The organism is Bacillus sp. F9_6S_D1_P_5 (assembly GCF_054823925.1).
This window is the reverse complement of sequence record NZ_JBTREW010000028.1, coordinates 1-14,885: the sequence shown is the minus strand read 5'-3', so window position 1 is coordinate 14,885 and position 14,885 is coordinate 1. Positions and strand designations below refer to the sequence as shown.

The window sequence follows — 14,885 nt, the reverse complement described above, 5'->3', positions numbered from 1 at the left end:
CTCCAAAAGAATGAATCAAGTTCCTCACTGCATATATTGAACTATACCTTTTCGTAAGGAGGGCTTCCTGAATGCGTACTCCTTTATCCTTCGATAAAGATACTGCCATACTGTTAGCTACTTGTTGTGAGTTAACGTATGAACAATATAAACAAAATGGGATTTTTGAAATACCAGATGGTTTTCAATATGTACAAGGCTTTCAAGGAAAAACCATTCAAACGACAGAATGGTTCGGATTCATACTAGAATCTGAGGATACCATTATTGTAGCTTTTCGCGGGACACAAACAGATACAGACTGGATTATCGACTCACTCGTTAACCAAAAACCATACCCATATGCTTTAAATAGCGGAAATGTCCATAACGGCTTTCTTTCCATTTATGAGTCTTGCCGAGATTCTATTATGGATATGCTTGTATCATTACCAGCCCATAAAAAACTTCTTGCAACAGGTCATAGCTTAGGCGGTGCACTCGCTACACTACATATACTCGATGCGCGTATCAACACCGCATTTGCGCAGTACGGTCTTTACACATTTGCCTCTCCAAAAGTAGGAGATATCGCCTTTCGGAATTACTATAAACTACAAGTAGCGAGTAGCTTTCGCTTCGTTAATTTATTTGATGTTGTTCCTCTTCTCCCTCCGCGCAATGTCCATTTTAATGACCAAGACTGGGAATATGCACACGTTCATCACAACATGACATTTACAAAAAACACAAAATCTATTACAAATAATCATGCCATGACAACATACAAAACATGTCTGACTTCTCATTTTTAACCAGGTAATGATTGGAAACCTTATATCCTTATACTATAATAATATATGAAGTTATTTTTGGATGAGGGGACCTTACATGCTAAAATTTATCTTTGCACTTTTTCTCATTGTAATTTTTACGTTTACAGGTTTCTTTACATTTTCATACTTTGCGACAGGAGAATATGGTGGAACAGGTATTATATATACCGCTATCCCATTTCTTTCTTAAGCAAAAAAAGAAAACCGAGCTTAATGAGATTAAGCTCGGTTTTTTAAGTGATTATATTCTTCTTTTAAAAGTGAATACACTTTCGCATCTCTATACGTTTTATTCACTTTTACACTTTGTCTCAATGTACCTTCATATACCATTTTCAACTTTTGCATCACACGTTCAGAAGCTATATTCTCCGCATCACATCTTCCTTCCATACGGTTTATATTCAGCTCCTGAAAGCCTATTTCAATGAGTTCTTCGAAAGCTTCAACAATAAGTCCTTTCCCCCAATACGCTGGGCTAATTACAGCTCCGATCGATGCACTATTATGCGGCATGAGCCATATTCCACACGTCCCAATCACTTTTTGAGTATCCTTCAGCACAATAGACCAGATAATAGCTTTACCTTCCTGTATCGTTGCAAGCATATTTTCTAGTAAACTATGCGTTTCCTCTTTCGTTTTATGTACGTCCCTAGGTACATATATGGCTGCTTCTGGATTCGAATACACTTCAAACAAATCATCTACATGTGAATACTGTATCTTCGTTAATAGTAATCTATCTGTTTTTAAATTAAGTTCCTCACACATATCTCCCATACATCATTCCCCCACTTCAACTTCATAAAGAAAAGCCCCTTCAAAAGGGACTTTCACTTAATACTGTGTAACCGCATTACCAATACCCCAAATCTCATTACTATACTGTAAAATCGTTCGATCGCTCGCAAAATGACCAGATTGTGCAATATTTAAAATTGACATTTCTAGCCACTTCGTTCGGTTCTCATAAGCCCTACCAACAGCTTCTTGCCTTTCCGCATATGGACCAAAATCTCGCAGAACGAAATATTCATCATTTTGAATAACGAGAGAATCGTAAATCGCTTCAAATTCAGCTCCCGAATGTGCAAAGAAACCATTCGTTAACTGATCTACTACTTTTTTAATATGCATATTGTGGTGATAATAATCACTTGCACGATATCCACCATTTTGATAGTAATGAAGAACCTCATCGGCTGTTAAACCGAAAATGAAACAGTTATCATCACCGACCCTGTCTTTTATTTCAATATTAGCTCCGTCTAACGTGCCGAGTGTGATCGCACCATTCATCATAAATTTCATATTACCTGTTCCTGATGCTTCTTTACTCGCAGTTGAAATTTGTTCACTTACATCGGCCGCAGGGAATATATCTTCCGCTAAAGACACTCGATAGTTTTCTAGAAAGATAACTTTCATATATTGGCTTACGTACGGATCATTATTCACTTTTCTTGCGAGTTCATTAATTAATTTAATAATTTTTTTCGCATAGTAATAGCCAGGTGATGCTTTCGCTCCAAAAATAAAAGTACGCGGATAAAATGTAAAACTAGCATCCTCTTTCAAACGGTTATACAAATATAAAATATGAAGAACATTTAATAATTGTCGCTTGTAAGCATGCAGTCTTTTTACTTGTACATCAAAAATAGAATTAGGATCGATTGTGATCCCCATTTTATTATGAATACGCTCCGCTAAAATCTCTTTACGCTCTTGTTTTACCTCTGCAAACTTCTCTTGGAAACTCGCATCGTATTGAACTAATTGTAGCTCTTGAAGCTTAATCGGTTCTTTCTTCCACTCTGTTCCAATCGCCTCTGAAATAAGGTTTGTCAGCTGTGGATTCGCCTTCATTAACCAGCGTCTATGAGCGATTCCATTCGTTTTATTATTAAACTTATCTGGATAAAACTCATAAAACAATCGCATTTCACGTTGCTTTAAAATTTCCGTATGAATTTTTGCAACACCGTTTACGCTATGGCTACCGACAATTGCTAAATGAGCCATTTTCACAAGATCATGCGCAATAATCGCCATCTCTTCAATACGATGCCATTCATACGGATAACGTTCCCAAAGTTCATGACAGAAACGTTCATTAATCTCTTCAATAATCATATAAATTCTCGGTAATAACGGTTTAAAAATGTGAATTGGCCACTTCTCAAGTGCTTCTGATAACGTCGTATGATTCGTATAAGAAATCGTTTGCGTCGTTATGTGCCAAGCTTCTTCCCATGCTAGTTTTTCTTCATCTAATAAAATACGCATCAGTTCTGGAATCGCCAAAACTGGATGTGTATCATTAATATGAATCGCAATTTTCTCATGTAATTGACGAAGGTCACCATATCTTTCTCTATGCATACGAACGATATTTTGCAAACTTGCTGATACGAGGAAATACTGTTGTTTCAAACGAAGTATTTTCCCCTCATCATGCGTATCATCTGGATATAAAAACTCCGATACCGCCTCTGTTTCACGCTTATATTTCAAAATATCTTTGCAATTTTGCGGGAAAGGAACTGGTTCCGCATTCCAAAGTCTAAGTGTATTTACAGTACTCGTCTCATAACCTACTACTGGAACATCATACGGTACTGCCATAATCACTTCTGCATTCGTATGCCTAAACTCTAAACGTCCATCAATGTATAGTGGTTCAACATTGCCGAAATAACTTACTTCCACAGCTTGATCATGTCTTCTTACTTCCCATACGTTTTCATGAAGAAGCCACTGTTCTGGAAATTCAACTTGATAACCATCAACAATCTTTTGATCAAATAAGCCGTGTTTGTATCGAATGCCACACCCATGACCTGGTAAGTTTAAAGATGCAAGTGAATCAAGGAAACAGGCTGCTAATCGTCCAAGTCCACCATTTCCAAGACCTGCATCTGCTTCCACCTCTTCTAATTCTTGCAACGAAATCCCAAGCTCAGAAAGTCCTTGCTCACATACATCCCTGATGCCTAAATTTAATATGTTACTTCCAAGCAAACGCCCAAGTAAAAACTCAATGGATAAGTAATACATTTGCTTTCGCTCTCCAGACCGATAGCTTTCATTCGTTGCAATCCATTGACTATTCATATACTCACGTACCATGTACCCAAGCGTATTGTATTGATCACGAGTTGTAGAATCTTTGAAACTTTTACCATACATCGTCTCTAACTTTTCTAGAAAAGCTGATTTGAAACTTTCAACATGAGTAAACATTTCTTCACCACCTACATGTTATTCCATGAGACTTTTATACAATTTCTTATAAGCAAGAGCTGACTTCTCCCAGCTGTAATCTTCCGTCATCGCTTGTTTTACAAGCTGCTCCCATACCGGTTTATCATGATAAAATTCAATTGCACGAAGAACCGTGTACAACATGTCATGTGCATTAAAGTTCGTGAAACTGAAACCATTTCCTTCTCCAGTTTCTTCTTCATAAGATTGTACAGTATCATTTAATCCGCCTGTCTCTCTTACAATCGGAATTGTACCGTACGCTAATGCGATAAGTTGTCCAAGTCCACACGGTTCAAATAGTGATGGCATTAAGAATAAATCACTTCCCGCATATACTTGATGAGCTAATTCTTCATTAAAGCCGATATATACTTTTACCTTCTCAGGATACTCGTATGCCATCCACTCAAAAAATTGCTCATATTCCGAATCACCTGACCCTAAAATAATACATTGTACATCTTCCTCCATTATTTCTCGGAATACAGTACGTACTAAATCAAGACCTTTTTGCTTCGTTAATCTCGTTACCATTGAAATAATTGGTGTATCTTCTTTTTCTGGCAAACCAAAATAACGCTGCAAGGCGCGTTTATTTTCATTCTTTTCATATAATGAATCCGCATCGTACTGAGCAGTAATATACGAATCCGTTTCTGGATTATATACGCTCGTATCAATTCCATTTACGATGCCGCTAAGCTTATCATTATATTTTCGTAACAATCCATCTAGCTTCTCACCGAAAAACTCATATTGAATTTCTTCTTTGTATGTCGGGCTAACCGCTGTAATTTGATCAGAAGCGATAATTCCACCCTTCATAAAGTTCACATTTCCATAAAACTCTAACTGCTCACTATGGAAATATTCATCACCAAGTTCTAACAAGTCGTACATCACTTCAGGAGGAAATACACCTTGGAACTGCAAGTTATGAATTGTATATACCGTTTTAATATGCTCATATAATGGGTTATCTTGATACTTTTCACGTAGTAAGAAATTAACCATAGCTGTATGCCAATCGTGGCTATGAAGAACATCCACTTCGAAATCAAGATGAGGAATACACTCTAAAACTGCTTTCGAAAAATAAGAAAAACGCTCTCCATCATCATAATGACCATACAGAGAATCCCTCTTAAAATAATACTCATTATCTATTAAGTAATACGTAATCCCGTCTTGCTCACCTTTTAAAATTCCGCAATATTGATTTCTCCACCCAAGTGGGACGTTAATTACTTTATGTAACGTACATCCATCCCTTAATTTTTGCGGAATAAGACTATAATTCGGGAGTATAATGCGAACGTCCACACCTAATTTTTTTAGCTCTTTTGGGAGCGCACCTGCTACATCAGCTAAGCCTCCCGATTTAACAAATGGTACACATTCTGATACTGCAAATAAAATATTCACTTGTTGTCCCACTGCACGAAAAGCTTATACTACTTCCCTTGCAGCTTCCTCCCTTCGAGTTTTCATTTGAATTAAAACTTTAATCAGTGGAGGAAAACCCCCACTGATTCTTTTAGGAATAACTATTAATCGTACTGTTTTGAACGCTTCCTTTTTCAATAACGTATGGCTCATCGGCATTTCCTTTTAGCACAACACCATCACCAATTTTCACATCTTTATCAATAATAACACCGTCTATTATACAGTTATCTCCAATTTGGCTCTTTTGCATAATAATGCTATTACGAACAATTGAACCTTTCCCAATTTTAACAGAACGGGAGACAACACTATTTTCTACTTCACCTTCGATAATACTGCCGTTTGCAATCATCGTATTTTTCACAGCTGCACCCTTTAAGTAGCGAGTTGGTGGTTCATCTTTTACTTTCGTAAAGATCGGTGCTTCTTTCTTAAATAATTGCTTCCAAATAGCAGGTTGCAAAATTTCTAAGCTATGTTTATAGTAACTTTCAATCGAATCAATAATCGCTACATATCCTGTATGCTCATACGTAGCAATATGCAGTGATTTTCCGCGCTTTTCTCTCACTACATCAAATAAGCTATATTGCTCCACATCTTTATATGACTCGAATAAATCTAACAGTAATTGTTTCTTTAACACGTATGTTTGAAGCGAAACCCCTTCATGGCAAACTTCAGTAATATCAGCTGCCGTATGTATATGTCGCTCTAACACCGCCTGGAAGTTTAATGCTGTTACGAGATGGCTATTCGTAATAACGACGTACTCTTCTCTGCTTCTTAGAAAATAATCAATATGTCTTCTAAAATGCGCAAAAGATCCAAATTCATCTTGATCACATTGGCAATTTGGGGGGAATAAAAACAGTCCGTCTCGTTTTCTATCTAAATCCCACTGTTTGCCTGAACCAACGTGGTCCATTAGTGAACGGTTTTTATGGCTTGTAAAAACTGCCACACTATGAATATTAGAATTCACCATATTTGAAAGCATGAAATCAATGAGTCGATAACGGCCCCCAAACGGTAACGCCGCTAGTGAACGATGCCCTGTTACTTTCTTTAAGGAAGGAAAACTTCCCGTTGCATTAATAATTCCTAACATTTTTTCTCCCATTCATTTCATCCCCCTTTTCTATTTCCCTTCAGCAATGAGTACTACATCGTCAACATTCTTTTCTGGACGAATAATTGTTCCATCTTCAATAACCATTTCCGATCCAACAATCGCTCTTTCAATTACAACATTTTTTCCAATCTTCGCTCCTGGCATAACGACAGAATCAATAACCATACTACCTTCTTCCACCGTCACCCCTTGGAATAAGACAGAATGCTTCACGTCCCCTTCAATGACGCATCCTTCGTTAATAAGTGATTCTTCTACTTTTGCCTTTTCAGCAATATATTGAGGTGGTTCGTTTGGATTAACAGAATAAATACGCCAGTCACGGTCGTTTAAATTCAGTGATGTTTCATCGCGCAGTAAATCCATATTCGCTTCCCATAAGCTCTTCACTGTACCAACATCTTTCCAATATCCTTCAAATGGATACGCCATTAGCTTCTTCCCTTCATCTAATAAAAGCGGAAGTACATCTTTTCCGAAATCATTACTAGATTCAGGGTTTCTTGCATCCATTTCTAAATACTCTTTCAAAATTGCCCAGTTAAAAATATAAATTCCCATTGATGCAAGATTGCTTCTTGGAAATTGCGGTTTCTCCTCAAATTCAACAATCTCCATCTCTTCGTTCGTATTCATAATGCCGAAACGACTCGCCTCATCCCAAGGCACTTGAATAACAGAAATCGAAACGTCCGCTTCTTTCTCAATATGGTAATCTAGCATTTTACTGTAATCCATTTTATAAATATGATCGCCTGATAAAATGAGAACATACTCTGGTTCATATTGACTTAAATAGTTTAAGTTTTGATAAATGGCACTTGCCGTACCTGTGTACCACTTCACACCTGAAGACTCCGCATAAGGAGGTAATACTGTGACTCCACCGCTTACTCGGTCTAAATCCCACGCATTGCCAATTCCGATATAATTATGAAGTTCTAGTGGTTGATATTGCGTTAAAATCCCAACCGTTTCAATACCAGAATTCGCGCAGTTACTTAGCGTAAAATCAATAATGCGATATTTACCACCAAATGGAACAGCTGGCTTGGCTAAATTTTTTGTTAATGCACTTAATCGACTACCTTTTCCCCCTGCTAGTAACATTGCTACGCACTTTTGTTTTTGAGCCATCTTGTTTTTTGCTCCCCTTTCTCGTCTTCACTGGTCGTAATATGGATACGCCAAATGGTGGAATTGTAATTTCTACATGTGCTGGTTGATTATGATACGGTTCTTGAATCGCCTTAAGGCGTTTCTTATTTACTTGCCCTGATCCGCCATATTGCTCAGCATCACTATTTAAAATCTCGTTATAAGACTCGAAATCTGGTACACCTACTTTATAGTTTTCATATGTAGCTTTCGTAAAATTACATACGACAACTAACGTATCTTCTTGTTTATCCCCTTGGCGAATAAACGAGAAAATACTTTGCTCATGATTATTAGCATCTATCCACTGAAATCCTTCAGGCGAATGATCAAGCTGCCAAAGTGGTTTGGAGCGCTTATACAATGCTATGAGCTCTTTAAAGTAATCATGCATATAACGATGCATTTCAAAATCATGTAAATTCCAATCTAAATCTTCAAGGTCTTTCCACTCATCAAACTGCCCGAATTCTCCTCCCATGAAAAGTAATTTCTTTCCTGGGTGAGTAAAGAAATATCCATATAATAAACGAAGTTGAGCGAACTTATCCCAGTACTCTCCTGGCATTTTATTTAATAACGACTTTTTCCCATGAACGACTTCATCATGAGAAAGCGGTAATATGAAGTTTTCAGAGTAAGCATATACTAAAGAGAACGTCATTTTCTCATGAATATACTTCCTGTACTCAGGCGCACACTCCATATATTTCAGCACATCATTCATCCAGCCCATATTCCATTTGTAATTGAATCCAAGCCCACCTTCATACGTTGGAGCTGTTACAAGTGGCCAAGCTGTTGAGTCTTCTGCTGTCATAAGAAAATCTTCATCTTCTGCGAACACCGCTTCATTTAACTCTCGTAAAAATGAAACAGCGTGCTCATTACTTTGCTCCTGTCCTTCTTTATTCCAGTACAGCATGTTTGCAACTGCATCCACTCTGAAACCATCAATGTGGAAATATCTCATCCAAAATAACGCATTTGAAATTAAGAAATTACGTACTTCCCTCTTTCCTAAATCAAAATTGACAGTTCCCCATACCGGATTTTCTTGCACATCTTTATCTTTATATTCATAAGTCGGTGTCCCATCAAACAAATATAAACCGTGAGCATCTTTACAAAAATGCCCCGGCACCCAATCTAAAATGACACCGATTCCATATTTATGACATTCATCGACAAAATGCATCAAATCATGTGGCGTGCCGAATCTACTCGTTGCTGCATAATATCCCGTCCCTTGGTATCCCCAAGAACGATCATATGGATGCTCAACAAGCGGCATAATTTCAATATGTGTAAATTGATGTTCTACCACATAAGGAATGAGTTCTTCTGCCATTTCCCTGTAAGAATACAGTGTTCCATCTTCTTTCTTTTTCCAAGAACCGAAATGTAATTCATAAACTGTCATCGCTTCTTTATAAACTGATTTTTTCTTTTTCTTACGACTCCAGTTTTTATCATTCCATTCGTATCCCTTTATATCAAAAACTACAGATGCCGTATTCGGTCTTACTTCTGCATACACAGCATACGGATCCGCCTTAAAAATGACGTCACCAGCCATCGTTTCAATCGCATATTTGTATATTTCCCTTTCTTCAATATGCGGTATAAACAAGGACCAGATTCCTTCTTCTGTCACTTGTAGCATCTTATGTTGCTCATAATCCCATTCATTAAAATCTCCAACAACACTCATTGCTTTCGCATGAGGAGCCCATACTGTAAATCGTACACCTCGCATCTCATCTTCCGTCACAACATGTGCACCAAAGATGTTATAACTGTCATAGTACTTTTCTGTATGAAACTCATCTCGTTTCACTTCTTCACAATTTATTACACTCAATATGCTCACCTCACTAAGATGACAGAATTTTTTATACTTTATCAATTCTGCGAAAAACTGAAATATCCTTGTTATTTTTTTAAAAATATACGTATTTTTCTTTAATTTCGCTTAAAATGTTCACATTAACCATATAAAATATCGAATTTTGACGAATATTCATTGAAAACGCTTCATTTTCTATTAGTCTTTCATCCTATTATTTATTTCTCAACCTTTATTTCATTAGGTTTATCCTATTTTACACGTTATGTATCACTTAAAATCGTAACAAAATAATCTGTCATAAAAAAATGTTTCTCAACATTTTTCGTCACAATTTTATTGAAATGGAAAATTCATAAGCATACACTTGTTCTCAATAAAGAACAGTAAACCTTCGCAAATATAATTCATACTGAAACACTATGTTTACTCTATCCATACTCCGGGCGAAAGTTTGATAAAAAATTAAATTAGGGGGCTTTCTTATATCATTAAAACAAAAGGTTGGAATGGGAGTTGTCACAGCAACGCTCGGCTTATCCCTTACATTCGGCGGTGTATTCGCCTATTTTAGTGATTCTGAAACATCTAGTAACTCATTTCAAGCTGTCCAACAACGAGTTTAAGTACTGAAAAAGACGGTAAGCTACTTGGCCAATATTATTATGCACGCCTTGATGAAAACCTTGCAGGTGATGTAAATGGCGATAAAGTAATTGATATAAAAGATGCTGAAATTATCGCTAGCAATTACGGTAAAAAGGGACTATCTGTAAAAGACGGTGACCTTAACAAAGATGGCATTGTCGACGAAAAAGATATTCGCTTCGTTGAAAAGAACTTCTTGAAGAAAGGTCCTGATGCATCTAAATCACAAACACCTGTTGAAAAATCAAACAGCGGTACACTTGCAGATATTTTAAAGAAATTAGGATTAACGCCTAAAAAATAATCATAAAGAGCACTCTATATAAAATAGAGTGCTCTTTTCTATAAACGACCCTTATCCAGCAAAAGGGGTATATTGGGGATATACAAGGGAAACCGGAAAAGGAATTTATATTAAATTATATAAAAACTCAGAGGTAGGAAGCAGTTTCCCGCCTCTGAATTATTTAGCAATTATTATAGTACTGGTGCCATTGTTTCTTTTAATACTTTTACAGAATGAGCGAATTTCACTTTTTCTTCTTCATTTAACTCAAGTTCTACGATTTCACGTACACCTTGGCGGTTAATAACAGCTGGAACACCTACGTAAGCATCTTTCTCACCATATTGACCTTCAAGGTATGCAGATACAGTTAATACGCTGTTCTCGTTGCTTAAGATTGCTTTAGTTACACGAAGTAGTGACATACCGATTCCGTAGTAAGTTGCACCTTTACGTTCAATGATATGGTAGGCTGCATCACGTACATTTTCAAAGATTTTATCTAAGTCTTCTTGTTTGTACTGCTCGTTGTTAGCTAAAATTGTTTCTAGTTTTTGTACACCTACAGTAGCGTGGCTCCATACTGGAAGTTCAGTGTCACCGTGCTCACCAACGATGTAGGCATGAACGTTACGTGGATCTACATCTAAGTAGTCACCTAACATGTAACGGAAACGAGCAGAGTCTAAAGTAGTACCAGAACCGATTACGCGCTCTTTTGGTAAACCAGATTCTTTCCAAGTTACGTAAGTTAAAATATCAACTGGGTTAGTTGCGATTAAGAAGATTCCATCGAATCCGCTATCCATAATACCGCGAACGATTTGTTTAAAGATCTTTGTATTTTTCTCAACTAAGTCTAAACGAGTTTCACCTGGCTTTTGTGGTAATCCAGCAGTGATAACTACTAAATCTGCATCTTTACAATCTGCATAGCTACCGCTCCAAACTTTTGTTGCTGCTGGAGAGAATGGTACCGCATGGCTTAAGTCCATTGCTTCTCCTTCTGCTTTTGCTTCATTAACATCTACTAGTACGAATTCTTCAGCTACACCTTGGTTGATCATTGAGTAAGCGTAACTACAACCTACAGCTCCTGTTCCTACTAATACTACACGATTGATACCTTTTTTCATGTTAATTTCCCCTCTCTATTGTTCACATATATTTTTTTATGATTGTTTAAGTAATTAATTAAAATACTAATTTAATGTTGTTTAACTTCTTTACATTCATATTGTAGCACGTATTATTGTGAATTACTTCACAAATTATGACCTAATTGTGAACTTTTTCACATAGAGTGTAAAGTTATTAGAATAGGTGTGGAATCCATTTCAATGGAGGCGTTTTCTTTAGATTGTGAAAGGGTTTTTCTATGGTTTTTGTCGGTAAGTGAAATTATATCGGCGATTTTTAGAATATATCGACTGTAACTTCAAATATATCAGCGATTTTTGAAATTTATCGACTTACCGACAAAACTCGACAATAATAACAGCATAAAAAACGCCATCCTTTCTGTATATTTCTACAAAAGAATAGCGTTTTTTGATTATATGGATACAAATTTATCTTAGCTGGATAGTGATATTTTTTCCATACACGTCAAGTTAACATACTATCACTTATTAACATTCAATAGACATGGAAACCTAGCCAAGCTCTTCAATTATTGTAGCAATACAGTCGTTTTCAAATCTTCAGCACCTCCATTTTTTAATGTATCATTTAGACCACTAAGATACACGGGCTCAATTGTTAAGGATTTTGGAGGATTATCCATCGGCGGAAGAGCTAAAACAATATGGTGTCCATATAGTCCCGTACTACCAACTTGCAAGCTGACTCCTTCGTAGATTTTTCCTTTATCATCAGTAACAGTATAATCAAGTGCTGGCCAGCTATCATTAACTTCCATTTCTTTTGGATAATCAAAGGTCAAATCAATCCTCGTTGAAAGTGAAGAAAAGGTTACTTGATCTACGGTTAATGCATACAGATTATCTTTCGTTAATGTTTTTATATTAGGAGTAAATTTACGAATCTCACCTTCAACTTTTGTGAGAGGAAATGCTACGTTCCATGTTCCTGTTTTTCCAAATAAATCTTCCCCATGGACGGAAACATCAATTTTATCACCAAATTCACCGTAATTAGCCAGAGTAAATTCATGCTGCTCGATAATGGTGTTTCCTGCTTTTGATTTCTGTGAAGTAGAACCAATTGCAGATCTGACTTCTTTCCCATTAATGGTTACATAACTAAGTCCAGCTTTCTCTTCATTGGTATTTGAAATAGTATTTTCTCCTTTGTATTCAACTGTAATCACTAAACGTCCACCATCGTAAACAGCTTCTTTCACATTCATCGTTAAACCACTATGGTTATCTTGTCTTTCAATTGATGTAGCAAGCTCATCCTTTTCAATTTTATCAGAAGCAATATCATTAAATTGCGCATAAATGGGGCCTATAACTGGAACACTCGATAATGTCTTTGCCATAGTAGGAGAAATGAATCCAAAACCTAAGAGAGAAACACATATTCCACAAGCAACAAGACTAGAATACTTGATTGTTTTTGTTCTACGGTATTGATTTTTCTTAGCTTGAAGAATGGCTGTTTTTTCTCTTTGAATTAACCTGTTTTCTGGTATAGGAATATCATTGATATGGTGATTAAATTCTTCTTTATTCATAACTATATCCCTCCGTTAAAATGGGGCGTAAAGCTTGCTTTGCTCGATGTAATTGAGATTTTACCGTTCCTTCTGGAGAATTAAGAACCTCAGCAATTTCCTTAATAGATAAATCGTGATAATACCTTAATAAAATAATAGTTTTGTAAGTAGGATCTAAGAAATTAAATGCCTCGGTTAAATCCAATGATTGTTCTAATTTATTCATGCTCTCTTCTGTACATAAATTGGCGAATATTTCATCATCCACAACAAATTGTCTAGAGGATTTTCTTACAAAATCAATGGATTTAAAAACAAGAATTTTGGTAATCCAACTTTGAAATTTCTCGGGCTTTTTTAATTTTTTCAATGAAAGATACGCTTCATAAATTGTTTCTTGGTATATATCCAGTGCATCTTGTTCATTTCTTACATAAGAATAGGCTGTTCGATATAATTTCGGACGAACAAGAGTAATGAGTTGTTCAAATGCTTGATCATTTCCTCTTGTTGCTTGTTTTACTAGATAGGATATGTCCATTTTATTTCTTCCTCCCTTTACTAATATAGTCGAATGAGAGAATAAAAAGGTTGCAAAAATAAGTGCATATACATAAATCTTCTACAATTTATTGCAATGATTAATACTCAGCATAAAAAAAAGACACCAGAAATCCAGATAGAAATATTAGTTAGACGATTCAAATAGAAAAAGTATACAAGAAACCCATAAAAAAAGCAGACTATCTAAAGTCCACTTTTACACAACAAAAAAGAGATAGCAGATTATGCTATCTCTTTTAGTATGACCCGTACGGGATTCGAACCCGTGTTACCGCCGTGAAAGGGCGGTGTCTTAACCACTTGACCAACGGGCCAGTTACTGGCAGAGAAGAAGGGATTCGAACCCTCGCACCGCGTTAGCGATCTACTCCCTTAGCAGGGGAGCCCCTTGAGCCACTTGGGTACTTCTCTATAATATGGCTCCGCAGGTAGGACTCGAACCTACGACCGATCGGTTAACAGCCGATAGCTCTACCACTGAGCTACTGCGGAACAATTATGGTGGGCCTAAATGGACTCGAACCATCGACCTCACGCTTATCAGGCGTGCGCTCTAACCAGCTGAGCTATAGGCCCATAATTGAAAGCGGGTGAAGAGAATCGAACTCTCGACCAGAGCTTGGAAGGCTCTTGTTTTACCACTAAACTACACCCGCATTAAATTGTAAATGGTGAGCCATGAAGGACTCGAACCTTCGACCCTCTGATTAAAAGTCAGATGCTCTACCAACTGAGCTAATGGCTCATTTTGAAAGTGGTGCCGACTAGAGGACTTGAACCCCCAACCTACTGATTACAAGTCAGTTGCTCTACCAATTGAGCTAAGTCGGCTCGTAATTTCAAAATGGTGGCTCGGGACGGAATCGAACCGCCGACACGAGGATTTTCAGTCCTCTGCTCTACCGACTGAGCTACCGAGCCTTTATGTAAAAATGGCGGTCCCGACCGGGGTCGAACCGGCGATCTCCTGCGTGACAGGCAGGCATGTTAACCACTACACCACGGGACCATTTGGTTGCGGGGAC

Annotated in this window: 11 protein-coding genes, 9 tRNA genes and 2 pseudogenes; 4 read left to right on the top strand and 18 right to left on the bottom strand. The window is 37.0% G+C overall.

The genetic code is table 11. The features are described 5' to 3' along the window. The first annotated feature begins 71 nt into the window (after positions 1–71). Positions 72–794 carry a lipase family protein gene (locus ACUXEY_RS24895; RefSeq protein ID WP_429602668.1) on the top strand — a complete coding sequence of 241 codons (723 nt, stop codon included), beginning with the start codon at positions 72–74 and terminating at the stop codon, positions 792–794. 76 nt (positions 795–870) lie between these two features. Beyond that, entirely contained in the window at positions 871–1,005 is a 135-nt protein-coding gene (locus tag ACUXEY_RS24890) for a hypothetical protein (RefSeq protein WP_000911073.1), read from the top strand. Positions 1,006–1,034: 29 nt separating this feature from the next. Here ACUXEY_RS24890 and ACUXEY_RS24885 read toward each other — a convergent pair whose 3' ends face one another. From ACUXEY_RS24885 to glgB, 6 genes are all read right to left on the bottom strand, one after another. Then, the gene (locus ACUXEY_RS24885; RefSeq protein WP_461301817.1) at positions 1,035–1,598 is read right to left on the bottom strand and encodes a GNAT family N-acetyltransferase; all 564 of its coding nucleotides are present in this window, start codon (positions 1,596–1,598) and stop codon (positions 1,035–1,037) included. 57 nt (positions 1,599–1,655) lie between these two features. Beyond that, a complete protein-coding gene (gene glgP, locus ACUXEY_RS24880; RefSeq protein ID WP_429602670.1) occupies positions 1,656–4,064 on the bottom strand; it encodes a glycogen phosphorylase in 2,409 nt (802 codons plus the stop codon). A gap of 18 nt (positions 4,065–4,082) precedes the next feature. Next, on the bottom strand, positions 4,083–5,513 hold the full coding sequence (glgA, locus tag ACUXEY_RS24875) for a glycogen synthase GlgA (RefSeq protein ID WP_461301816.1): 1,431 nt from the start codon (positions 5,511–5,513) through the stop codon (positions 4,083–4,085). A 112-nt stretch (positions 5,514–5,625) separates the two neighbouring features. Further along, positions 5,626–6,660, bottom strand: a complete 1,035-nt coding sequence (gene glgD / locus ACUXEY_RS24870) for a glucose-1-phosphate adenylyltransferase subunit GlgD (protein ID WP_166703488.1) — start codon at positions 6,658–6,660, stop codon at positions 5,626–5,628. Between the two features lie 18 nt (positions 6,661–6,678). Further along, complete coding sequence (glgC, locus tag ACUXEY_RS24865) at positions 6,679–7,809, bottom strand: glucose-1-phosphate adenylyltransferase (RefSeq protein WP_166703489.1); 1,131 nt, start codon at positions 7,807–7,809, stop codon at positions 6,679–6,681. Continuing rightward, the gene (gene glgB / locus ACUXEY_RS24860; RefSeq protein WP_461301815.1) at positions 7,757–9,694 is read right to left on the bottom strand and encodes a 1,4-alpha-glucan branching protein GlgB; all 1,938 of its coding nucleotides are present in this window, start codon (positions 9,692–9,694) and stop codon (positions 7,757–7,759) included. Before glgB ends, glgC begins: the two co-directional genes overlap by 53 nt. Positions 9,695–10,164: 470 nt before the next feature. Here glgB and ACUXEY_RS24855 point away from each other — a divergent pair. Both ACUXEY_RS24855 and ACUXEY_RS24850 read left to right on the top strand, forming a co-directional pair. Further along, positions 10,165–10,287 (top strand): annotated as a pseudogene (locus tag ACUXEY_RS24855) (TasA family protein); the annotation flags it as partial. Then, positions 10,278–10,631, top strand: a pseudogene (locus ACUXEY_RS24850) (dockerin type I domain-containing protein); the annotation flags it as partial. The pseudogenes ACUXEY_RS24855 and ACUXEY_RS24850, both read left to right, overlap by 10 nt. 173 nt (positions 10,632–10,804) lie before the next feature. On the opposite strand, the gene ACUXEY_RS24845 reads toward ACUXEY_RS24850, so the two are convergent. The 12 genes from ACUXEY_RS24845 to ACUXEY_RS24790 all read right to left on the bottom strand — a co-directional run bounded on the left by ACUXEY_RS24845 (position 10,805) and on the right by ACUXEY_RS24790 (position 14,869). Then, complete coding sequence (locus ACUXEY_RS24845; protein WP_061679982.1) at positions 10,805–11,749, bottom strand: L-lactate dehydrogenase; 945 nt, start codon at positions 11,747–11,749, stop codon at positions 10,805–10,807. Positions 11,750–12,285: 536 nt separating this feature from the next. Continuing rightward, positions 12,286–13,314, bottom strand: coding sequence for a DUF4179 domain-containing protein (locus ACUXEY_RS24840; RefSeq protein ID WP_461301814.1), 1,029 nt, complete (start codon positions 13,312–13,314; stop codon positions 12,286–12,288). Then, positions 13,307–13,837 carry a sigma-70 family RNA polymerase sigma factor gene (locus ACUXEY_RS24835; RefSeq protein WP_461301813.1) on the bottom strand — a complete coding sequence of 177 codons (531 nt, stop codon included), beginning with the start codon at positions 13,835–13,837 and terminating at the stop codon, positions 13,307–13,309. The genes ACUXEY_RS24840 and ACUXEY_RS24835 overlap by 8 nt, the downstream gene beginning before the upstream one ends. A 265-nt stretch (positions 13,838–14,102) precedes the next feature. Then, positions 14,103–14,174, bottom strand: a tRNA-Glu gene (locus tag ACUXEY_RS24830). A gap of 6 nt (positions 14,175–14,180) precedes the next feature. Further along, positions 14,181–14,271: transfer RNA gene (locus tag ACUXEY_RS24825), tRNA-Ser, on the bottom strand. 6 nt (positions 14,272–14,277) lie between these two features. Continuing rightward, positions 14,278–14,352: transfer RNA gene (locus ACUXEY_RS24820), tRNA-Asn, on the bottom strand. 7 nt (positions 14,353–14,359) lie between these two features. Continuing rightward, a tRNA-Ile gene (locus ACUXEY_RS24815) sits at positions 14,360–14,436 on the bottom strand. Positions 14,437–14,445: 9 nt separating this feature from the next. Further along, positions 14,446–14,516: transfer RNA gene (locus ACUXEY_RS24810), tRNA-Gly, on the bottom strand. Positions 14,517–14,529: 13 nt separating this feature from the next. Next, positions 14,530–14,605 (bottom strand) — tRNA-Lys (locus ACUXEY_RS24805). Between the two features lie 10 nt (positions 14,606–14,615). Next, a tRNA-Thr gene (locus ACUXEY_RS24800) sits at positions 14,616–14,691 on the bottom strand. A gap of 14 nt (positions 14,692–14,705) precedes the next feature. After that, positions 14,706–14,781, bottom strand: a tRNA-Phe gene (locus tag ACUXEY_RS24795). A gap of 12 nt (positions 14,782–14,793) precedes the next feature. Continuing rightward, positions 14,794–14,869 (bottom strand) — tRNA-Asp (locus ACUXEY_RS24790). Positions 14,870–14,885 lie beyond the last annotated feature (16 nt).